The 21,220-nt window shown below is 68.4% G+C and carries 16 protein-coding genes; 2 read left to right on the plus strand and 14 right to left on the minus strand.

Annotated features, from left to right (window positions below; translation table 11 throughout):
• Positions 1–38: 38 nt before the first annotated feature.
• Genes glgX through glgA form a run of 7 tightly spaced genes read right to left on the minus strand, consistent with a single transcriptional unit; the run spans position 39 to position 12,168 of the window.
• Positions 39–2,159 carry a glycogen debranching protein GlgX gene (glgX, locus tag ACUDTM_RS03935; RefSeq protein ID WP_111008050.1) on the minus strand — a complete coding sequence of 707 codons (2,121 nt, stop codon included), beginning with the start codon at positions 2,157–2,159 and terminating at the stop codon, positions 39–41.
• Positions 2,146–2,316, minus strand: a complete 171-nt coding sequence (locus ACUDTM_RS03940) for a DUF2934 domain-containing protein (protein WP_072167575.1) — start codon at positions 2,314–2,316, stop codon at positions 2,146–2,148. The genes glgX and ACUDTM_RS03940 overlap by 14 nt, the downstream gene beginning before the upstream one ends.
• Positions 2,285–4,858: a malto-oligosyltrehalose synthase gene (treY, locus tag ACUDTM_RS03945; RefSeq protein ID WP_445391177.1), complete on the minus strand. Its 2,574-nt coding sequence runs from the start codon at positions 4,856–4,858 to the stop codon at positions 2,285–2,287. The genes ACUDTM_RS03940 and treY overlap by 32 nt, the downstream gene beginning before the upstream one ends.
• Positions 4,855–6,699, minus strand: coding sequence for a 4-alpha-glucanotransferase (locus ACUDTM_RS03950; protein ID WP_227837665.1), 1,845 nt, complete (start codon positions 6,697–6,699; stop codon positions 4,855–4,857). Before ACUDTM_RS03950 ends, treY begins: the two co-directional genes overlap by 4 nt.
• The gene (gene treZ, locus ACUDTM_RS03955) at positions 6,696–8,414 is read right to left on the minus strand and encodes a malto-oligosyltrehalose trehalohydrolase (protein ID WP_072167572.1); all 1,719 of its coding nucleotides are present in this window, start codon (positions 8,412–8,414) and stop codon (positions 6,696–6,698) included. Before treZ ends, ACUDTM_RS03950 begins: the two co-directional genes overlap by 4 nt.
• On the minus strand, positions 8,411–10,645 hold the full coding sequence (locus ACUDTM_RS03960) for a 1,4-alpha-glucan branching enzyme (protein ID WP_445391178.1): 2,235 nt from the start codon (positions 10,643–10,645) through the stop codon (positions 8,411–8,413). The genes treZ and ACUDTM_RS03960 overlap by 4 nt, the downstream gene beginning before the upstream one ends.
• Positions 10,642–12,168, minus strand: a complete 1,527-nt coding sequence (gene glgA, locus ACUDTM_RS03965; protein ID WP_111008045.1) for a glycogen synthase GlgA — start codon at positions 12,166–12,168, stop codon at positions 10,642–10,644. The genes ACUDTM_RS03960 and glgA overlap by 4 nt, the downstream gene beginning before the upstream one ends.
• Before the next feature lie 441 nt (positions 12,169–12,609).
• Here glgA and ACUDTM_RS03970 point away from each other — a divergent pair, with 441 nt between their 5' ends.
• Together ACUDTM_RS03970 and ACUDTM_RS03975 are read left to right on the plus strand one after the other, a co-directional pair.
• Positions 12,610–13,038, plus strand: a complete 429-nt coding sequence (locus ACUDTM_RS03970; RefSeq protein WP_069138376.1) for a PAS domain-containing protein — start codon at positions 12,610–12,612, stop codon at positions 13,036–13,038.
• Positions 13,035–14,564, plus strand: coding sequence for a diflavin oxidoreductase (locus ACUDTM_RS03975; protein ID WP_072167568.1), 1,530 nt, complete (start codon positions 13,035–13,037; stop codon positions 14,562–14,564). Before ACUDTM_RS03970 ends, ACUDTM_RS03975 begins: the two co-directional genes overlap by 4 nt.
• A 93-nt stretch (positions 14,565–14,657) precedes the next feature.
• On the opposite strand, the gene ACUDTM_RS03980 is transcribed toward ACUDTM_RS03975, so the two are convergent.
• The 7 genes from ACUDTM_RS03980 to ACUDTM_RS04010 all read right to left on the minus strand — a co-directional run bounded on the left by ACUDTM_RS03980 (position 14,658) and on the right by ACUDTM_RS04010 (position 21,218).
• Positions 14,658–15,326, minus strand: a complete 669-nt coding sequence (locus ACUDTM_RS03980) for a sulfate/molybdate ABC transporter ATP-binding protein (RefSeq protein WP_227837670.1) — start codon at positions 15,324–15,326, stop codon at positions 14,658–14,660.
• Positions 15,316–15,999: a molybdate ABC transporter permease subunit gene (modB, locus tag ACUDTM_RS03985; protein ID WP_065177657.1), complete on the minus strand. Its 684-nt coding sequence runs from the start codon at positions 15,997–15,999 to the stop codon at positions 15,316–15,318. Before modB ends, ACUDTM_RS03980 begins: the two co-directional genes overlap by 11 nt.
• A 3-nt stretch (positions 16,000–16,002) precedes the next feature.
• Complete coding sequence (modA, locus tag ACUDTM_RS03990; RefSeq protein ID WP_445391179.1) at positions 16,003–16,746, minus strand: molybdate ABC transporter substrate-binding protein; 744 nt, start codon at positions 16,744–16,746, stop codon at positions 16,003–16,005.
• Between the two features lie 19 nt (positions 16,747–16,765).
• Positions 16,766–17,542, minus strand: a complete 777-nt coding sequence (locus ACUDTM_RS03995) for a helix-turn-helix domain-containing protein (RefSeq protein ID WP_005416832.1) — start codon at positions 17,540–17,542, stop codon at positions 16,766–16,768.
• An 11-nt stretch (positions 17,543–17,553) separates the two neighbouring features.
• Positions 17,554–18,768, minus strand: coding sequence for a coproporphyrinogen III oxidase (locus tag ACUDTM_RS04000; protein ID WP_072167566.1), 1,215 nt, complete (start codon positions 18,766–18,768; stop codon positions 17,554–17,556).
• Positions 18,769–18,963: 195 nt separating this feature from the next.
• The gene (locus ACUDTM_RS04005; RefSeq protein WP_005416836.1) at positions 18,964–20,295 is read right to left on the minus strand and encodes an MFS transporter; all 1,332 of its coding nucleotides are present in this window, start codon (positions 20,293–20,295) and stop codon (positions 18,964–18,966) included.
• Between the two features lie 23 nt (positions 20,296–20,318).
• Positions 20,319–21,218: a peptidylprolyl isomerase gene (locus tag ACUDTM_RS04010; RefSeq protein ID WP_065185686.1), complete on the minus strand. Its 900-nt coding sequence runs from the start codon at positions 21,216–21,218 to the stop codon at positions 20,319–20,321.
• Between the last annotated feature and the right edge of the window lie 2 nt (positions 21,219–21,220).

Genomic DNA, 21,220 nt, shown 5'->3' on the forward strand with positions numbered 1-21,220 from the left:
GGCAACGCCCGGCGGACCGTAGTGGCGCCGCGATGCAATCAAGCGCTGCTGCTTGCCGCCAGCAGGCACAGGCTGCGCGGCGGCAGCGTCCAGGCGCCTTCCTCATCCGGCTCCAACGGCGTTTCGTCGGTCTGCAGGAGTACGCGCCGGAACGACAGGGCGTCGTCTGACACACAGAACCGCTGCGGCTGCTCCCCAGCGTTCAACAGCAGGGCCAGGCTGACATGCCGCCCAGGCTCGCGCAGGCCGCTGTCCGGGCTGCGGCCGTCCAAGATGATCAGCAGCGCACGCAGCCCTGCGTCATGCCAGTCCGCTTCCTCCATGCCGCGACCATCGGGATGCCGCCAGTCGATATCACGCAGGCCCAGCGCTTCATCGTATTCACCGCGCAGGAACCGGTTCCTGCGCAGCAGGCCATAGCGACGGCGCAGCGACAGCGCCCGCCGCACGAACGCCACCTGCGCCTGGGCTGCCGGCTGCGCAGCACGCTCCCAGTCGATCCAGCTCAGCGGGTTGTCCTGGCAGTAGGCGTTGTTGTTGCCCTGCTGCGAATGGCCGAACTCATCGCCGGCCAGCAGCATGGGGGTGCCCTGCGCCAGCAGCAGCGTGGCCAGCAGGTTGCGCATCTGCCGCGCACGCACAGAGAGGATCGCCGGATCATCGGTCTCACCCTCCACGCCATGGTTGCTGGAAAGGTTGTGCGAATGGCCATCACGGTTGTCTTCGCCGTTGGCTTCGTTGTGGCGGTCGTTGTAGCTCACCAGATCATGCAGCGTGAACCCATCGTGTGCCGTTACCAGATTGATGCTGGCCGACGGCCGCCGGCCGTGGTGCTCGAACAGGTCGGCCGAGCCGGTGAAGCGCGTGGCGAACTCCGCCAGCTGGCCGCCATCGCCGCGCCACAGCGCGCGCGCCGTATCTCGGAAACGGTCATTCCATTCGGCCCAGCCCGGCGGGAACTGGCCCAGCTGGTAGCCGCCCGGGCCGATGTCCCAGGGCTCGGCGATCAGCTTCACCTGGCTCAGGATCGGGTCCTGGCGCACGGCATCAAGGAAGCTGCCCGAAGCGTCGAACCCATGCCGTTCACGGCCGAGTATGGTCGCCAGGTCGAAGCGGAAGCCGTCCACCCGCATCTCGGTCACCCAGTAGCGCAGCGAGTCCATCACCATGCGCAGTGCACCGGCATTGGTCAGGTCGAACGTGTTTCCGGTGCCGGTATCGTTGATGTAGTAGCGGCGATCATCGGCCAGGCGGTAGTAGCTGGCGTTGTCGATGCCCTTGAAGGACAGCGTAGGGCCCAGCTCATTGCCTTCGGCGGTGTGGTTGTAGACCACATCCAGGATCACTTCGATGCCAGCATTGTGCAGCCGCGCGACCATCTGCTTGAACTCGGCCACGGTGCCCAGCGACAGGTAACGCGGCTGCGGCGCGAAGAAGCCGATGGTGTTGTACCCCCAGTAGTTGCGCAGCCCGCGCTCGAGCAGCTGCTGGTCATCGACGTAGGCGTGCACCGGCAGCAGTTCGATGGCGGTCACGCCCAGATGGCTGAGGTGGTCGACCACTGCGTCATGGCGCAGGGCAGACAAGGTGCCACGCTCGGCCTGCGGAACATCGGGGTGTTGCATGGTCAGCCCGCGCACGTGCGCTTCGTAGATCACGGTCCGGTCCCAGGGCGTGGCAGGTGCCCGCTCGGCACCCCAGCTGAAGGCCGGATCGATCACGGCACAGCGCGGCATGTAGCTGGCGCTGTCGCGGCGGTCGAAGCTCAGGTCGCCATCGCGGTGGCCCAAGGTGTAGCCGAACAGGTGGGGGGCCCACTTCAGTTCGCCCACAATCTGCTTGGCGTAGGGGTCCAGCAGCAGCTTGTTGGGATTGAAGCGATGGCCTTCCTCCGGCGCATAGGGGCCATGCACCCGGTAGCCATAGCGCTGGCCGGGCCTCACGTCCGGCAGGTAGCCATGCCAGATCTCGTTGGTGTACTCGGGCAGCGCGATGCGTTCCACTTCGCGGTTGCGTGCATCGAACAGACAGAGCTCCACCCGGGTGGCATGCCGCGAGTACAGCGCGAAGTTCACGCCCAACCCGTCCCAGGTCGCCCCCAGCGGGAAGGGCCGGCCTTCGCGCACGCGCGAGGTCTGCGTCCACTTACGGCTCGCCATCGGTGCCCTCCTCCTCGCGCGCGGCGGCGATCTCGGCCTCCACCAGCCGCTCGGCCATGTGCCAGTGCCGTTGCTGCTGATCATCCGGGCGCCCTTCTGCCTCCCAGATCTGGTGGGCCAGTGCCTCAATCCGCTGCCGTCGTTCCCTGCTGTCCATCCCTACCTGCCTCCTCGTTGATCCATATCGCCAACGGGCTGCCAGCCAGAAGCCTGGCCACGTCCGTGGTTGCGTTGAAATGTTCGATACGCCCGTCAAGGACGTTGCGCATGGGGCCTGTCGGCACCCCACGCAGCGTCACATCGCTGCCGACGTCGCGCGGCGCATGCAGGCTTGGGCCAGGCACGGCGGTGGGCGAACCACGCCGCACGACCACCAGCAGCATCTGCGCCTGATGCCTGCGCGTGAACGCCAGCCACGGTGAGCGCACCGGCGCCGACAGCGGCTGCAGCGCGCCGTGCAGGAACAGCTGCGGGTGCCTGCGGCGGCAATCCAGTAATCGCCGGAGCAGAAATGCCTTGATCCCACCGTCCCGCCAGTCCTCCAGTAGCGCGGGCCACGCGCGCGCATCACGCAGCCAGGCCTGCCGCGCTGGATAATCCACGGCGCGCCGGTTGTCCGGGTCCACCAGGCTCAGGTCCCAGCCTTCACCGCCTTGGTAAAGATCGGGCACGCCGGGAAGGCAGTGCTGCAGGCACAGCTGTGCCAAGCCGTTGCAGGCGCCCGCCGGCGCGATGCGCGCCACGAAGGTCGCCAGCGCCTCCCGCACCGGCTGCAACGGCGCTCCATCCAGCAGCGCGTGCAGCCACTGCGCGGCGCCCTCCTCCACGGCCACGTTGGGATCGGACCAGCTGCTGACCCGCTTGCCCTCGCGCAACGCCTTGGTCAGCCATTGCCCCATCCTCGATGCGAAGCCTGCGCCGGGGGTACCGTGCATCGGCCACGCGGCCACGAGCGCCTGCCATAGCGCATAGGCCTCGGCACTCGGCAATGGCATTGGCGCGCCGGCGCGGGTCGCCATCCGGCCCCAGCGCCGCACCGCGTCCCGCCACTCGACCGTGCAGGTACTGAGAACCGCCAGCCGTGCCCGGCTGTCGGCCCCGCGCTTGTGATCGTGGGTCGCCAGCGCAAGCAGCGCCCTGGGATGGCGCCGCAGGCGCCCGGCTGCATGTTCCAGCAGCTCGCGCCCTTCCATGCCCAGCCGCTGCGGATCACTGCCGACTTCGTTGCGCGACAGCAGCCTGAAATAGCGATAGAACCCGGTATCTTCCACCGACTTGGCATTCAACGGCGCGGCCAGCTGCCCGAACCGTACGCGCAGCTCGGTTTCAGCCGGCGCCTGGCCGGGAAGTGCCTGCAGCAGCAGATCCAGCGCGGCGCATGCCGCACCGTCCAGCGCCTCGCGCGCAGCAGCTGCAGCGTCCACCAGCGCCTTTCGTTCACCCGCCCCCTGCAGCGAATAGGGCCGGTAGGTGCGGTAATGCCGCAGCAATGAAGCCAATGCGCGTGCCAGCGCAGCCAGTCCGATATCGGCCTCGGCCAGCCGGGGCTGCAGGACCTGCTGCGCACTGCGCAGCAGCCGCTGGAAGTCTGCGTGAAGGCCCTGGCGCAACATCATGCCGCGAGCGTCCTGCTGGATCCGGTCGAAGCTGCGCGGATCACCGCCCAGCGCCTGCCACGTGCGCGAGAGCGCGGGTGCAGCCGCCGGATCGTGCAACCAGGCACCGGTCTGGTCCATGAAGTCATAGCCGGTGGTGCCGTCGCAGGCCCAGCTGTCGGGCAGCTGCTCGCCCTCGGCCAGTATCTTCTCCACATGCAGGCTCACCGCCTGCGGATCACGGCCGCCGGCCGCACAGGCTGCGTCAAGCGATTCACGAAGGCGCCGCAGGTAGGTGCCCGGGGAAGACAGGCCATCCACATGATCGATACGCAGGCCGTCCACCCATCCCTCGCGTACCAACCGCAGCGGCAGCGCATGCACCGCCTCGAACACGTCATCGCGCTCCACCCGCAGCGCGGCCAGTTCATTGATATCGAAAAAGCGCCGGTAGTTCACCTGATCGCCCGCCGTGCGCCACCAGGCCAGCCGGTAGTGCTGCCGCTGCAGCAGCGTATGCAGCCGTTCAACGCTGCGGTTGCAGCGCTCGGCCCACGCCGGCCACTGCGCGGGGTCCAGTGGATGGCTGCGCGGCGACAAGGGCAACGCCAGACCATGGTGGCGCAGCACGGGACGCGCGTTGTCCACCACCACGCGCACTACGCCATCGCGCACCGCGTCGTGCAACGGCCGGTCCAGTGCAGGCAGCCAGAGCCGGCCCTCGCAGCCCGGCGCCTCCCAGTCGATGTCAAACCATGCTGCGTGCGGGCTTCGACGCCCGTGCATCAGCACATCGTTCCACCAATGGCTGTGCGGGGACGCCGCCAGATGGTTGGGTACGATGTCGAGGATCAGGCCCATGCCGTGCGCGCGCGTCGCTGTGGCCAGTTGCCGGAAGGCTTCTTCGCCGCCCAGTTCCGGATTGATGCAGGCCGGGTCGATGCCATCGTAGCCATGCGTAGACCCATGCAGCGCAGCGGCGATCGGCGACAGGTAAAGGTGGCTGACGCCCAGCGCGGCGTAGTACGGCAGCTGCATCGCGGCGGCCTCGAGGTCGAAGCCTGCATGCAATTGCAGGCGTCCGGTGGCACGCAATGGAGTCATCGCCGCTCCCTCCGCCGCGTTGCGCTGAACCGGGCAATACGCGCGTCAACCGCGTCCTGTTCCCATGCCAGCGGTAGCCGCCGGCGCCAGTTCGGATGGCCGTTGACGGTGCCCGGCAGGTTCACCTGCGCGCGGCTCCCCAGCGCATCTTCCAGCGGGAGCAGCGCCAACCGCGAAGGCGCGTGCGCGACCAGCGACAGCGCACGCGCTTCCAGCGTCGCGCCCTCGCCTCGGGCAACGGCGGACAGTCCCTGCACCTCACTGGCGCGCGCGTGCAACGCCGCTGCAAGCCCGGTCAGCTCACCCAGGCGGGCACGCCAGCGCAGGTCGCGCCCGTGCAGCCAGCCGGACAGCGGTGGCAGATCATGGGTGGAGGGCATGGCCACCGCATCGCGGCGCCACCGTGGCGCAGGCAGGAAGCGCTCACCCTTGCGGGCGAACGGCAGCACCTCGATGCCCAGGATGCCGCGGGCTGCCAGCCGCTGGCGAATGCCCGGCGGCACCACGCCCAGGTCTTCACCGATCAGCACGCAGCGATGCCGCCACGATTCCAGAACCAGCAGGTTGATCAGATCATCGAACGGATAGCGCAGGTACACGCCCTGTCCGGCGCCTGAGCCACAGGGAAGCACCCACAGCCGCTGCAGGCCGAGGATATGGTCGATGCGCAGCCCACCACGGCCGGCCATCACGGCGCGCAGCACGCGAATGAACGGCTCAAAGCCCTCGCGCTGCAGCGCGGAGGGTGACCAGCTGGTGATACCCCAGGCCTGGCCCAGCGGATTGAACGCATCCGGCGGCGCGCCCAGCTCAAGGCCCTGCAGCAGACGGTCGCCACCGGTCCGGGCCTCGACGCCCTGCGGCGCGCAACCCACCGCCAGATCTGCGATCAGCCCGATCGACGCGCCGTCGTCGCGCAAGCCCGCCTGCACCTGCGCCCAGCCCTGCCGCGCCAACCACTGCGCAAACGCATGGTCGTCGGCGCTTCCAGTGAACCGGTCGGCGGCGTGCTGGCAATAGCGCAGCAGGGATTCGCCCTGCGCATCGCACCACGTCTGCATCTGTTCGTACTGAGCCGGCGCCTGCTGCCGCAGCCACTGGCGCACCTGGCGCAGCCAGCGCCACTTCAACGCCGCCGAGTGCGGCCAGTCGATGCGGCGCGCGGCAGTGGCTGCTGCAACGGCCGTCGCCAGTGCTTCGTCTTCAGCCAGCACGGCGTCGGCTGCTTCCGGCAGTACCTGCGGCAGGGAGGTCTGCAGCGGATCGAGCCAGCGCCGGTCGCTGGGCGAATAGGGGCTGTAACCGGGCCCTGGTGGCAAGCCGGCATGCAGCGGGCTCAACGCCACTGCATCGCCGCCGTGACGGTGCAGCAGTTCGCTCCATCGCGCACAGCCGGCGCTGTCACCGATGCCGGCGTCGTCGCGAGCGCGCAGGCTGTAGACCTGCGCCGACAGGCCCCAGCCGCGCAGCAAGCCCAGCGGCCACCAGGCACGCTGTGGCGCCACCGCAATCGCCTGTTGCCGTCCGCCCTGGCGCCACTGCCAGTAGCCGGGCTGGTCCGGCACGCGCCAGCGCCCTTGCGCATCGGGGTGTGCCGGCAGCACTGCGCCCTGCTCATCCACCCAGCACGCTGCGCCTGCCGCCTGGGGCATCGCCAGCAGCTGTCCACAGCAAGCCGTGCGCAGGCCACCGTGCTCGGGCGCTGCATCGCCCTGCAGCGCCTCCAGCACCGCGCGCAGCACGTCCGGTGCGACCTCGCGCGCGGCACCGGCCACGTCGGTCCAGCGGACCAGCAGGCCCGCACGGCCGGCCGCTTCCCGCACCGCTGCATCCGTGCTCATGCGGCGATCCAGCAGGCCAGCACGCCGCCGCCGGCTGGCAGCATCCCGGCCGCGTCCGGCCCCACGACGCAGTCGCCGGCCGGCACCGCATGCGCCACCGGCACAGGGCCCACGTTGATCGCGATCCACCATTGGCCCGAGGGCAACTGCCAGCCCGCCTGCACCGCGCCTTGGCCCAGCACGCGCGCACCCAGCGACCGCGCCTGCAGCAGGCCCGGCTGCAGATAGCGCCTGCGCAGGCCGAGGAACTCGCCCGTGCAGCGCAGCCAGTGCTGCGACCAGGGATCATCGCCGGGCGGCGGCGTGTACGACGCCTGCAGGGTCGCCGCATCGTTCGGGTCCGGAATACGCGCGCGCGAGGCGGCGTCGGCAAAGGCGCTGAAACCAGCGAACTCGCGGCGACGCCCTTCGCGCACCGCCTCGTCCAGCGGCGGCGCGTAGTCGGTGAAGAACAGGAACGGCGATTGCGCCTGCCACGGTTCGCCCATGAACAGCAGCGGGATCATCGGCGTCAGCACGGTCAACGCCAGCGCCGCACGCAGCCGCGCCGGATCCACCAGCATCGACAAGCGCTCGCCGAAAGCACGGTTGCCTACCTGGTCGTGGTTCTGCGCGAATGCCACAAAACGCGCGGGAGACAGGTCAGCGCTGGGTTCGCCGCGGGGATCGCCGCGCAGGTCCGGTTCACCCTGCCAGGCGAATCCTTCGGCCAGGCAGCGCGCCAGCAGTGCTTCGGCGCGACCGGCATAGGCCGCGTAATAGCCCTCCTGCTCGCCGGTCAGCATCACGTGCAGCGCATTGTGGAAGTCGTCATTCCATTGCCCCTGGTAGGCGCCGCGCAACCATCGCGCCTGGTTGCGTTCGTTCTCCAGCACCAGGTGCGCGTGCGGCACCACCGCGTGTACCTCCTCGGCCAGCTGCTGCAGGAAGCGCTCATCATCGATGGCATGCACCGCATCCAGGCGCAGCCCATCGAAGCCGTAGTCGCGCAACCACATCAGCGCGTTGTCGATGAAGAAGCGCCGCACCCAGGGCTGGCGGAAGTCGATGGCCTCGCCCCAGGGAGTACTGCGGTCATCACGGAAGAACCCCCGCGCGTACTGGCGCAGATGGTTACCCTGCGGTCCGAAGTGGTTGTAGACCACGTCCAGCAACACGGAAAGCCCAGCGGCATGTGCCGCCTCGACGAAGGCATTCAGCTCTGCCGGCCCACCGTAAGCATGGGCCGGCGCATACGGGAACACGCCGTCGTAGCCCCAGTTGCGCTGGCCGGGAAACTGCGCGACCGGCATCAGCTCAATGGCGGTGATGCCAATCGCGGCCAGCATCGGCAGCTGCGCGGTCAGCGCCGCGAAGCCGCCGCCGGCCTCGATGTGTACTTCATAGATCACCAGGTCCTGCCAGGCATGCCCGCGCCACGTGGGTTGCACCATGTCCTTGTCCAGCACCACCGCGCTGTCGCCGTCGATGCCGTCCGGCTGCCAGCGCGAGGCCGGGTCGGGCACGTCCAGGCCGGAAGGAAGGCGAAAACAGTAGCGGTCGCCATGCGATGCCGGTGTTCGCAGCCAGTGGCAGCCGTCCGGGTCGCGTTGCATCGGCCGCTGCGTGCCGTGCAGGCTCAGCGCCATCGTCCTTGCGTCCGGTGCCCACACGCGGAACTCCACCCCGTCACCGGCCACAGGCCATGCGCCCAGGCGCGGCGTCACTGCCGTCATGCATCAACCTGCAGGTACAGCGTGGACAGCGGCGGCAGCGTCAGCCGCAGCGACTGGGCGTGCCCATGCATCGGCCGGGGCTCGGTAAGCGCCGCTCCGAGGTTGCCGCTATTGCCGCCACCGTAGTACACGCTGTCGGTGTTGAGTCGTTCGGTCCAACGCCCCGGGTGCGGCACGCCGACCCGGTACGCCTCGCGCCGCACCGGGGTGAAGTTGCTCACCACCAGCAGGGTGCGGCCGCTGCCGGCAGGATCCCGGCGGATGAACGCGTAAACGCTGTTGCGGTTGTCATCGGCCACGCTCCAGTCGAAACCGCGTTCGTCGCGCTCGTCGCGATGCAACGCGGGTTCGGCGCGGAGCACGCCGTTGAGGTCTCGCACCAGGCGCGACAGGCCCTGGCCCTCACTGCTGGCCGCCTGTGCCCAGTCCAGTGCCGCATCGTGCGACCACTCGTGGCCCTGGCCGAACTCGCCGCCCATGAACAGCAGTTTGTTGCCCGGGTGCGCCCACATGAAGCCGTAGTACGCGCGCAGCTGGGCCAGCCGCTGCGCCGGCTCGCCGGCCATCTTGGCCAGCAGCGCCCCCTTGCCGTGCACCACCTCGTCATGCGAAAGCGGCAGCACGAACCGTTCGGAAAAGGCGTAGACCAGGCCGAAGCTGATCTCGCTGTGGTGATGCGGGCGATGGATCGGGTCGCGCCCCATATACTGCAGGGTGTCGTGCATCCAGCCCATGTTCCATTTATGGGTGAAGCCAAGCCCGCCCGCTTCCACCGGCGCGGTCACGCCCGGCCACGCGGTGGATTCCTCGGCGATCACCAGCACGTCCGGAAAGCGCTCGCGCAGCGTCTGGTTCATCCGCCGCAGGAACGCGACCGCCTGCAGGTTCTCGCGCCCGCCCTGCTCGTTGGGTATCCACTCCCCCTCGGCCCGGCTGTAATCCCGGTACAGCATCGACGCCACGGCATCCACGCGCAGACCGTCGATGTGGAACCGCTCCACCCACTCCAAGGCACTGCCGATCAGGTAGGCGGCCACCTCATTGCGGCCATAGTTGTAGATCAGCGTGTCCCAGTCGGCGTGCACCCCTTCGCGCGGATCCGCATGCTCGTACAGCGCAGTGCCATCGAACCCGGCCAGGCCATGCGCATCGTTCGGGAAGTGCGCGCTCACCCAGTCCAAGATCACCCCCACGCCGGCCTGGTGGCAGCGGTCCACGAAGCGCGCGAAGGCCTGCGGCGTGCCATGGCGCGCCGTCGGCGCGTAGATGCCCAGCGGCTGATAGCCCCAGGAACCGCCAAAGGGATGCTCGCTGACCGGCAGCAGCTCGATGTGAGTAAAGCCCAGCCCGGCCACGTACGGAATCAACCGGTCGGCCAGGGCATCCCAGTCCAGCGGCGCACCCTCGTCGCTGCGCTGCCAGGAGCCCGCATGCACTTCGTAGATCGACAGCGGTGCGCAGGTTCCGGCCTGGCGTCGGGCCGCCAACCATGCGTCATCGTGCCACTGCGTCGGCGCCGCCGAAGGCACCCGCGAAGCGGTGGCCGGTGGCAGCTCGGCCCAGCGCGCCATCGGATCGAACTTGTCGGGCATCACCCGGCCGTCGGCGCCGACGATGCGGAATTTGTAGCGGGCACCGGCCTGCACGCCCGGCAGGAACAGTTCCCACACGCCGGCGGTGTGACGCAGCCGCATCGGATGGCGTCGGCCATCCCATCCATTGAAATCGCCAACCACCGCGACCCGCTGGGCATTGGGTGCCCACACCGCGAAGCGCACGCCCGCGATGCCCTGCACCTGCATCGGCACCGCCCCCAGCTGCCGCGCCGCATCGGCATCACCGGCATGGAACCGCTGCAGCAGGGCTTCGTCCAACAGTGGACCGAACGCATAGGCATCGTGCACCTGCTCCACGCCCTGTTCGAAATGCAGGGCAAGCAGCGGTATCGCCGCGTCGCCGGCCGCGCCCTCGAACAGGCCGGGCAACGGGCCGGGGGACAGGTCCCAGCGCCGCCCGTCGTCTGCGATCACCTCGACGCGCTGCGCGTGCGGCACCAGCACGCGCAGCTGGCGTCCGCCTTCTGGCTGGCGGTGCGGGCCCAGCCAGGCGAATGCGTCGGCCGGGCGTGCATGGACGAGGTCCTCCAGCGCCGGCGCGATGCGCTGATCCAATCCCATCTCCGCGATGGTTTCATCCTCCAGGGCGGCCAGATACAGGCTGTCGTGGCTCATGCGGCCACCTGGCAGGTCTGCTGGTACAACGCCAGGTAGGCGCGCCCCGCCGCATCCCAGCCACCTGGCCGCAGCATGGCCGCGCGGCGCATGGCCTGCAGCAGCCCCGGCAGGCGGAAGGTGCGCATCGCCCGTTCCACGCAGCGGCGCAGGCCATCGGCATTGGCGCCATGGAACAGAAAACCGGTCACGCCGTCCTCCACGGTATCCACCAGTCCGCCGGTCGCGTGTGCGATGGGCAGGCAGCCGAAACGCTGCGCGTACATCTGGCTCAGCCCGCAGGGTTCGAAGCGCGAAGGCATCAGCAGGAAATCGGCGCCGGCAAACATCTGGCGGGCCAGCGCTTCTTCGAACCCGATGAAGGCGCCCACCCGCCCCGGGTAGCGGCGGGCCAGCGCCTGCACCTGGGCTTCCACCTGCGGCTCGCCACCGCCGATGATGACCAGCTGGCCGCCGGCCGCCACGATCTGGGGCGCCACGTCGCAGGTGATGTCCAGGCCCTTCTGGTGCACCAGCCGCGACACCACCGCAAACAGCGGGCCGGTCGACGGTGCCAGGCCGAACGCCTTGCGCACCGCATGGGCGTTGGTGGCGCGCCCGGTCCACTCACCAATGCCGAAGTGGGCCTTGAGATGGATATCGCGGCGCGGGTCCCAGCTGGCGTCGATGCCGTTGACGATGCCACTCAGGTGCCCGCCGGCTGCGCGACGCGCCAACAGGTCATGCAGCCCGCAGCCTTCATCCGGGGCGGTGATCTGCTGAGCGTAGCGAAGGCTGACCGTGTTCAGCCGCGTGGCGTTGGTGATGCCGCCCTGCAGGAACGACATCTGCCCGTGGAAGTGCAGTTCATCCAGGTGTTCGGCCGGCACGCCCAGTACCGGCGCAAGCGCGTAGGGGAACAGCCCCTGGTAAGCCAGGTTGTGGATGGTCAGCAGGGTCGGCACGGCCGTCCGGTCCCAACGCACGTAGGCGGCCGCCATGGCCACCGGCCAGTCATTCAGGTGCAGCAGCTGTGGCGACCAGTACAGCCCGGCACGCCCGGCCGCGATCTCCGCCGCCGCATGCGAAAGCGTCGCGAAGCGAACCGCGTTGTCCTTCCACTCCTGCCCCTGCCCGTCCACGTAGGGCGAGCCCTCACGCTCGTACAGCTCCGGCGACAGCAGCACGTAGATCGGAAGGCCGTCGGCCTGCACCGCCATGCCGATCGTGCACGCCGGCAAGCCGGCCCGCGCGCTGACCTGCCCCACCCGCTGCAGCTGTGGCAGGCGCTGCAGTACCTCCGGGTAGCCGGGCAGCAGCACGCGCGAATCACACGCACCGCGCACCGCACGCGGCAGGGCCGCAGCGACGTCGCCCAGGCCACCGGCCTTGACGAAGTCCGCCATCTCGGTGGCAACGAACAACACGCGCTGCACCAGTTCCGGCAGATCCAACGGTTGCGAATGGCCGCGGCGCGTGCCGATCGGCACGGGCGTGACGGGAGAGATCGCAACGGGTGAAGCGGACTGGGCGGCGCGGGCCATGGGGATGATCTCGGATGCTTCAGGCAGACAGACGCCAGCGGCGCCCGGACAGGCGCTGATGCTGGGAAGGAAGTCGACGCAGGACGTGGGGGACGCCAGCGAGAGGCTCAGGACGACAATAGCCCTGCATGCGATCAATCAACCGTGAAGCCATGGCGATTTCTTTGTGACAACACGTCATGAGCTCAGTACACATGACATGCGCCCGCCTCCTGCCCGTGTCTCCTGCGATGGGGCCGAGCCCACGCCCGGCTGCTGGCAATCCCGCGTGCCGCCTGAGCCGGGCTGGGTTGATCTCTAAAGAGACTCACCCTGCGACACCCGGTCGCAGGCCTTCGCGCTACGCGCTTGACCAATGTCAAACCGCCCGCTGCCACGCGGGCGTATTCCTATGCAGAACCCGAACACGCCGGCGCAGCCGGCCTCTACAAGGACCCTGCGATGAGCTACTCCCCCGACAACGCCCAGCTCGTGAATGCGCTGCAGAACGTCATGGTGATCTCCACCACCGACCTGCAGGGCAACATCACCTACGCCAATGACCTGTTCTGCACGCTCACCGGCTTCGCCCGCGAGGAACTGATCGGCCAGCCGCACAGCATCGTGCGCCACCCGGACGTGCCCAAGGCGGTCTACAAGGACATGTGGGACACCATCAAGGCCGGCAAGACCTGGACCGGCATCGTGCCCAACCTCGGCAAGGGCGGCGTGCTCTACGTGGTCGACACCACCGTGCAACCGCTGTTCGACGGCGACGGCAACATCACCTCCTACATCAGCATCCGCCGCGTGGTGAACGACCTGATGCAGAACTACGACCTGGTCGAGTTCAGCAAGGAAAAGTTCGACGACTTCTACGAGGCCGCGTGAACGCCCTCCCGACCAGTACGCCCTTCAGCCGCCTGCTCGTGGGATTCGCGTCCGAGTCGGGCAATGCCCGCGCCCTGGCCCAGCGCTTGGGCGCGGACCTGCAGCCGCACGCGCCGCAGGTGCTCCCGTTCAACGACATCGACGTGGCCAGTCTCGGCCACGGCGATGTGCTGCTGGCGATTTCCAGCTCGTTCGGCGATGGCGAACCGCCAGCCAACGGCGAACAGTTCTTCGAAACACTGCGCCAGACCCCGACGCTGGCTGGCCTGCGCTATGCGGTGTTCGGCCTTGGTGACACCGGCTACCCCAACTTCTGTGGCTTCACCAAGGCGCTGGATGCTGCGCTGAGCGAGCGCCAGGCGCAGCCGCTGCTGCACCGCGTGGACGCCGACCTGGGTTACGAGCAGTTCTTCCAGCAATGGCGGCCGGTGCTGGGCCAGGTGCTGGAGGGCGACCTCAACGCTGGCCACGACCTGCACCTGCAGGTCACCGCCTATGGCGAAGACAATGCCTTTGCCGCCCGCATTCTCGAACGTCGCCGCTTGAACAGCAGCGACCCCGCTGCCTGGCACCTGCAGCTGGACATCGCCGGCAGTGGCATGGCCTACCGCGCGGGTGACACCCTGCACGTGGTGCCGGAGAACGATCCTGCCCTGCTGCGGGCATTGGCCACCTGGTACGGCGACAGCACCGCCGTGGCCGCCCTGCACGACCGCGAGCTGCGCCTGCTGAGCAAGGGCGTGCTGCGCGAACTGGCCAGGCTCAGCGGCAGCGAGGGATTGAAGCGCCTGTTGAAGGTCAACCAGAAGCGCGAGCTCGACGCCTACCTGCATGGCCTGGACCTGCTGGACGTGCTGCAGGACCACGCCACGCCGGACGGCGTGCCGCTGGCCCGGCTGCGCGAGCTGCTGTCACCGCGGCTGCCGCGCGCCTATTCCATCGCCTCGCATCCGTGCCACGACCAGCTGAGCCTGTGCGTGCGCGAAGTGCGCTACACCCTGCGCGGCCGCGAGCGCTTCGGCACTGCCACCGGCAGCCTGCTGCATGGCGGCGACCACGCCCGGGTGTACTGCCGTTCCAACCCTGGCTTCCACCTGCCCGATACCGGCCAGGCACCGCTGCTGCTGGTCGGCACCGGCACCGGCATCGCACCGTTGATGGGCCTGATGCAGGAACTGCAGGCCAATGCCTGCGAACGCGAAGTGCACTTGGTGTTCGGCGAGAAGCACCGCCAGCACGACTATCTGTACCGCGACCAGCTGCAGGACTGGCACACGCGTGGCGTTCTGGCTGGCCTGCATACCGCGTTCTCGCGCGATGGCGTCGAAAAGGTCTATGTGCAGCATGTGCTGCAGCAGCGTGCCGCCGAAGTGCGCGACGTGTTGGCCCGGGGCGGGCATCTGTACCTGTGCGGCAACAAGCGCCACCTGGAAGGCGCGGTGCGCGAGGCCATCGATGCCATCGGTGGCGAAGGGCGCTGGGACGCGCTGCGCAATGAAGGCCGCACGCACTGTGAACTGTATTGATCCGTAGATCCTGTAGAGCCGAGCCCACGCTCGGCTGCTTTTCGCAACACCGCCAACAGCAGCCGAGCATGGGCTCGGCTCTACAGATGCAGGTCAATCGCCGACGATACGCCCGTCCACCATGCGCGCCACCTGCTGGCCGAACATGGCCACGTCCTGCGGATCGTGGCTGATCAACAACAACGGGATGCCGGTCTTGTCCAGCACCGCCTCCAACTCCTGGCGCAGGTGCTGGCGAAGGTCATGATCCAGCGCGGAGAACGGCTCATCCAACAGCAACGCCTGCGGTTGCGTCACCAGCGCCCGCGCCAGTGCGCTGCGCTGGCGCTGCCCGCCGGAAATCTGCGAGGGCAGCAGATCAGCCACGGTGTCGATGCGGAATGCCTGCAACCACTGCTCCACCGCATCGAAGCGCTGGCCCACGCGCGGATTCAACCACCCCTTCTCCAGCCCGAACGCCACGTTCTGGCGCACGCTCAGGTGCGGGAACAACGCGTAATCCTGGAACACATAGCCCAGCCGGCGGCGCTGCGGCGGCAGATCCACGCCGGTGGCCGCATCGAACAGGGTCTGCCCCTGCACGCGCACATGACCCTGGCCCGGCCGCAGCAGCCCGGCCACCGCCTTCAAGGTCAGGCTCTTGCCCGCGCCCGAAGGCCCGAACAACACCACCTGCCGCTGCGTGCACTGCAGCGATACGTCCAACACGAACTCCTGGCCGGCCGCCTGCAGGCGACGCTGCACCTGCAGGTCAAGCCACATCGCGCAGCTCCCGGCGACGCCCGCCCACCAGCCGCGCGGCCAGCAACAGGATCACGATGCAGACCACCGAGGTGAGAATCACCAGCGCATTGGCCTTGCCGTCCTGGCCGGCCTGTACCGCCTCGTAGATGGCGATCGACAACGTCTGCGTCCGGCCCGGAATGCTGCCGGCCACCATCAGCGTCGCGCCGAACTCGCCCATTGCGCGCGCAAACGCCAGCAGCAGGCCGGCGAGGATGCCGCGCCACGCCAGTGGCAGCGTGATGCGGAAAAACACCGCCACTTCGGACACACCCAGCGTGCGTGCGGCCTGCTCCAGCTGCCCGTCCACTTCCTCGAACGCCGCGCGTGCCGGCTTGAACACCAGCGGCAGCGAGGCCACCGCCGCAGCGATCACCGCGGCCTGCCAAGTGAATACCAGATTGATGCCGAACCACGACTGCAGCCACGCACCGATCGGACCATTGCGACCGATCAACACCAGCAGGTAGTACCCCAGCACCGTCGGTGGCAGCACCATCGGCAGGGTCAGCAGCGAATCCAGCAGCTCGCGCCCGGGGAAGCGACGGCGGGCCAGCAACGCGCCCAGCGCCACGCCCAGCACCAGATTGATCGCGGTGGCCCAGCCGGCCACCTTCAGCGACAACCCCAGCGCGGTCCAGTCCAGATCCATGCCTCAGGGCTTGCCGAACCCGTGCTTGGCCAGAATCGCCTGGCCCTGTGCCGAACGCACGAAGGCAGCGAAGCGCCGTGCCTCTGCCGGCTGCGTACTGGCCCTGGTCACCGCCAGCGGATACGCAATGCGCCCGGACACCGGCACCGCGAACGCACGGCGCACCCGGCCGGGCATCGCGTGCCCATCGGTGGCATAGACGAAGCCGGCATCCACTTCACCGCGCGCCACGTAATCCAGCGACTGACGCACGTTCTGCGTGGTGATGGTCTTGCCCTGCACCGACGACCACAGGCGCGCCACTTCCAGTGCGCCCTTGGCATAGCGGCCGACCGGCACGCTGTCCGGGTTGCCCAGTGCGATGCGCTGCACACCGGCACCGGCCAGGTCCTTCAAGGTACGCGGCGCCGCCTTGGCCTGCGGTGGCACCACCACCCACAGCGCGTTCACCGCGAACACCTCGCGGGTGCCGGCCGCCAGCAGATCCTGCTGCTGGGCCTGGTCCATGGTGGTTTCGTCGGCCGAGGCGAACACATCCACCGGCGCACCGCGGCTGATCTGTTGCAGCAACACGCCGGACGCGGCGAAGTTGAAATCGACCTTGGTGCCCGGGTGCGCCTTCTCATAGGCATTGCCCAGTTCGCGGAAGCTCTCGGTCAGGCTCGATGCCGCCGAAACGGTCAGCGTGGCCGCCCAGGCCGGCACCGTGGCCAGCAGGCCCAGCAACAACAGTCCAGCTCGCTTCATCGTCGGCTCCCGGCCAGGTTCAGTTCGGATCGGATTCGTCGGCCACCGCCAGCGCGGCCAGGCGCTCGGGCTGCAGCAGCAGGATCTCACGCTGCTTCACCGCGATGATCCCATCATCGCTCAGGCGGCGCAGCACGCGGCTGGCGGTTTCCGGCGCCATCCGCAGGTAGTTGGCGATCTCGGTACGCGCCATCGTCAGGTTGAAGCGCGTGGCAGAAAAACCGCGCCGCGCGTAGCGCTCGGACATGTCCAGCAGGAATGCGGCCATGCGCTCTTCGGTACGGTGGTTGGCGGCCAGCGTGGCGACCTTGCCGATCTCCGCACTGAGCAGGCTGAACAGCTTGGCCTGCAGCCCGGGCATGCGCGTGGCCAGCGAGCTCAGCTTTGGGAACGAGATGCGGCACAGATGCACCGTATCCAGCGCCACCGCATTGCAGGGGAAGCGCGAACCGTGGATCGCATTCAGGCCGATCACTTCGCCCGGCAGGCTGAAGCCCAGCACCTGCTCGTTGCCCTGGCTGTCGTCGACGAAGGTCTTGACCATGCCGGCGCGCACCGCAGCAATCGAATCAAACGACTCGCCAGCGCGGAAGATGTAGTCACCCGCATGGAACGGACCGACGTGGTCGACCAGCACGTGCAGATCGCCCAGTGCGGTCTTGTCGTAGCCCTGCGACATGCAGGCGTCGGAAAACGCGCAGGTGCTGCAGAAGTGCAGCGCGTCGCCGTCATCGGCGGCGGCGGGGTTCGGGGTGGCCTGTCCAAGGCGGCCGTGCGAAGGCGGATTCGAAGACATCTGGGCAAGACTCAAGCGATGGCGGCCGCCGGCCGGAAGCATGCGGCCATCATACGCCACAGCAGGCGCCCTTCTTCGGCCAGCCGCAGCACGCGCGCATCCCAGTGCGCCCAGCCGCGCGCCAGCAACGGTGCCAATGCTGGCAGCTGCCCGGCGAAGCATTCTTCGAACGGTTCATCGTTGCGCCATTCGAAGGCAGCCGCATCGAGCGCGTGATCGCAGGCGATACTCTGCGCCACCTCGGCCGCCAGTCGCTCGTCTTCGGACAGGATCAATCCGGCAGACACGCCCATATGCCCGGCCTGCAGCCGCGCACGCCATTCGCCCAGTTCGTCCTCCAGGCGGTAGAACACCTCGCCGATCTGGCTGCAGGCGGACAGCCCAAGCCCGATGAAATCGCTGCGGTCGCGGCGTGGCACGCCGGCCAGGTCACAATGACGCTGGCCATCGCCCGGGCCATGCGGGATCGGCAGGTCGCCGCGCTGGTAGTGGTCACCACCGATCGGTTCGTAGCCGGCTGCGCGCAGCAGGCGCCAACTCTGCAGCCATCGTGCCGCCGAGGGATGCTCTGGCAGCGCGCAAGGCGCCGGCAGCAGGATGCGCTCGGGCGCTTCGGCCAGCACCTCATGCAGTCGTTCGATGAAGCCGGTATCCGCGCTGCCGGGCACCCGCAACTGGTAGCATCGCGCGGTAAAGCCCACCTGTCGCGCATGCGCCAGCAGCGTCGGCCCCGGTGCATCGGCGCGATCGATCACGTTCAGGCGGGTGCAGCCCACCGCACGCAGTTGTGCCGGCGCCAGCGCGCTGCCCGCGTCCAGCCGCACCTCCACCTGTGGCCGCGCCACGGTGCGCAAGTACTGCGGCACGGCATCCAGCAGCTGGCCCAGCTGTGGTGGCGGCAGCGTCTCGGCCAGCCCCAACTGCAGCACCATTGCCACCACCTCGCGATCTTCAGCCAGCGCGCCGGCCTGCAGGCGCAGCGCCAGCAGCAGGGTGTCCAGATACGCCTGCGGTGGCACGTCGCGCCCGCCACGACCCGCCTGGAAGCCGAGCGTCAAACCACGCGGGATCAGGTGCTCGTTGCTGGCGCGCACGGCGGCGCGCCACCCGCTTTCGCCAAAGCCGGTACTGAACTGGTCAGCCGGCGGAAACAGCACGTGCCGTGGCTGCCGCAGCAATGCCGCCTGCAGCGCAGTGTCCTCGCTCTCGTCAACGTGGAAGCTCATGGCAGACATCTTCGGGCGTTCCTCTTCGCGTGGCCCTGATTGAAATCAAGCGTGGCGCATCTGATGGTTCCTGCCGGCCAGCGGCCGATACTACCCTTTCACCCACCACTCGGTCGTGCCGGCCGCTGGTCGGCATCACCCCTTCACCCGCCGCGTATCGTCCTGGTAGTGTCGGCCGCTGGCCGGCAGCACCCTTCACCCGCCGCGCACCCGCTCGGCGGCAGCCGCGTCGATGGCTTCGGGCAGGTCGGTTTCGCGGTCGATCTGCGGGAAGTGGCGACGTTCCATGCGGCGGATCGCGAAATGCATCCACGCCAGTGCAGCCGCCACCAGCACGAACAGCAGCATGAAGCAGCTGCTCCAGATGCCCACCGCATCGTTCAACGCGCCAAACACGATCGGCAGGACGAAGCCACCCAGGCCGCCGATCATGCCGACCACGCCGCCCACCGCGCCCACATGCCTGGGGTAATACACCGGAATGTGCTTGTAGACCGCGGCCTTGCCCAGCGACATGAAGAAGCCCAGCACGAACACCAGCACGGTGAACATCACCACGCCGATGGCCAGATGGAAATGGAGCGGCCCGTGGATACCCTTCACCACATACTCGGTATCCGGGTAGGCCAGCAGGAAGGTGCAGATGGCCGACACGCCGAAGGTCCAGTACATCACCCGGCGCGCGCCCATCCGGTCCGACATCCAGCCACCGACCACGCGGAACAGGCTGGCCGGGATCGAATAGCACGCCGCCAGCATGCCGGCGTGGCCCACGTCCATGCCATAGGCGCCAACCAGGTAGTGCGGCAGCCACAACGCCAGCGCCACGAAGCCGCCGAAGACGAAGAAGTAGTACAGCGAGAACCGCCATACCTGCAGGTTCTTCAGTGGTGCCATCTGCTCGGCGAACGGCACCGGCTTCACGCCTTCGCGGCGGCGCTGTTCCAGAGACGGGTCTTCCTTGCTGAAGAGGAAGAACAGCACCGCAGTGACCGCCAGCGCGACGGCCCAGACCTTGGCAACCATGGTCCAGCCGGCCGCCACCATCACCAGCGGCGCCAGCAGCTTGGTCACCGCCGAACCGATGTTGCCGGCACCGAAGATGCCCAGCGCAGTGCCCTGCTTGCTGGCCGGGAACCACTTCGAGACGTAGGCCACGCCCACCGAGAAGTTGCCGCCGGCGATACCCACGCACAGCGCGGCAACCAGGAACTGGCTGTAGGTCTGTGCGTAGGTCAGCATCCAGGTAGCGACTGCACCACACAGCATCACCAGCACCATCACCTTGCGGCCACCGAACTGGTCGGACCAGATGCCGAGGAAGACGCGGCTGACCGAGCCGGTCAGCACCGGCGTGGCGATCAACAGACCGAACTGGGTGTCATTCAAACCGAGCTGTTGACTGATCTGGATACCAATGATCGAGAAGATCATCCACACCGCAAAGCACACGGTGAAGGCGAACGTGCTCAGCCACAGCGCACGTTGCTGCTGCCCGGCACTGGCGGGGGCAAGGGCCTGGTTCATGAATTTTCCTCGTTCAAAGGGGTTCAGCCGATATCCGCTTCGGCTTCGATCTCATCCAGCCCGCGCACCGGGTAGCGTTCCTGCAACTGCAGCAGGTAGGCCTGCACCTCGCGCTGCCGCACCTGCAACTCCAGGTAGTCACGCAGCTGCGGCAGCACGGCCTCGAACGGCTGCGGCTGGCCTTCCTCGCGGGCATCGACGCAGACCACGTGGTAGCCCCAGCGCGATTCCACCGGGAAACCGGCCAGGCCTTCGCGCAGGCGGAACACCTGTCGGTCGAACTCCGGCGTGGTCTGCCCACGCTGCAGCCAGCCCAGGTCACCGCCTTCGCTGCTGGACGGGCAGCGTGAATGACGCAGGGCGAAATCGGCGAACAGGTGCGGCGACTCCTTCAGCAGTCCGAGCAGCCGCTCGCCCTCGGTGCGTGCAGCGAAGCGCCCGGCCACGTCGTCGGCCGGTGCGGCCAGCAGGATATGGCGCAGGCGCACACGGTCGGGGGAGCGGAAGCGCTCCGGGTTCTGCTCGAAGTAGCGCCGGCAGTCTTCATCGGTCGGCACGCGGTCTTCGATCGCGTCTTCCAGCAGCTGCTGGATCAGCACTTCCTCGTCACTTACCCGGTTACCCTCCGGCGCCTGCAGGCCCAGCCGCTGCGCTTCCAGGCGCAGCAGTTCGCGCACCACCAGTGCGCGTGCCGCTTCGGCACGTGACTGTTGCGGGCGCATCGCCCGGTGGTGCTGCATCTCGCGGGCGATGTCGGCCTCGCTGATCGCGGTCTCGTCCACGAACAGCCGGCACGGTGCCGGCTGCCCGAGCGAACGCGGCCCCTGCGCCGCCGCGTCATGGTGGTGCGAATGCGCCTCGGCGGGAACCGGTGCGGCGGAGTCGATCACGGTAATCGGCAGGAATTTCGGCAGGCTGCGCATGG

The organism is Stenotrophomonas maltophilia group sp. vghtpe118, assembly GCF_052605195.1.

Excerpts from the sequence above, each read along its gene's own strand:
- ACUDTM_RS03970 (WP_069138376.1), top strand. The coding sequence starts at position 12,610 with ATGAGCTACTCCCCCGACAACGCCCAGCTCGTGAATGCGCTGCAGAAC.
- ACUDTM_RS03960 (WP_445391178.1), bottom strand. The coding sequence starts at position 10,645 with ATGAGCCACGACAGCCTGTATCTGGCCGCCCTGGAGGATGAAACCATC.
- ACUDTM_RS03980 (WP_227837670.1), bottom strand. The coding sequence starts at position 15,326 with ATGTGGCTTGACCTGCAGGTGCAGCGTCGCCTGCAGGCGGCCGGCCAG.
- ACUDTM_RS03950 (WP_227837665.1), bottom strand. The coding sequence starts at position 6,699 with ATGAGCACGGATGCAGCGGTGCGGGAAGCGGCCGGCCGTGCGGGCCTG.
- glgX (WP_111008050.1), bottom strand. The coding sequence starts at position 2,159 with ATGGCGAGCCGTAAGTGGACGCAGACCTCGCGCGTGCGCGAAGGCCGG.
- ACUDTM_RS03995 (WP_005416832.1), bottom strand. The coding sequence starts at position 17,542 with ATGTCTTCGAATCCGCCTTCGCACGGCCGCCTTGGACAGGCCACCCCG.
- ACUDTM_RS04010 (WP_065185686.1), bottom strand. The coding sequence starts at position 21,218 with ATGCGCAGCCTGCCGAAATTCCTGCCGATTACCGTGATCGACTCCGCC.
- ACUDTM_RS03940 (WP_072167575.1), bottom strand. The coding sequence starts at position 2,316 with ATGGACAGCAGGGAACGACGGCAGCGGATTGAGGCACTGGCCCACCAG.
- ACUDTM_RS04000 (WP_072167566.1), bottom strand. The coding sequence starts at position 18,768 with ATGAGCTTCCACGTTGACGAGAGCGAGGACACTGCGCTGCAGGCGGCA.
- ACUDTM_RS04005 (WP_005416836.1), bottom strand. The coding sequence starts at position 20,295 with ATGAACCAGGCCCTTGCCCCCGCCAGTGCCGGGCAGCAGCAACGTGCG.
- treY (WP_445391177.1), bottom strand. The coding sequence starts at position 4,858 with ATGACTCCATTGCGTGCCACCGGACGCCTGCAATTGCATGCAGGCTTC.
- glgA (WP_111008045.1), bottom strand. The coding sequence starts at position 12,168 with ATGGCCCGCGCCGCCCAGTCCGCTTCACCCGTTGCGATCTCTCCCGTC.
- treZ (WP_072167572.1), bottom strand. The coding sequence starts at position 8,414 with ATGACGGCAGTGACGCCGCGCCTGGGCGCATGGCCTGTGGCCGGTGAC.
- modB (WP_065177657.1), bottom strand. The coding sequence starts at position 15,999 with ATGGATCTGGACTGGACCGCGCTGGGGTTGTCGCTGAAGGTGGCCGGC.
- modA (WP_445391179.1), bottom strand. The coding sequence starts at position 16,746 with ATGAAGCGAGCTGGACTGTTGTTGCTGGGCCTGCTGGCCACGGTGCCG.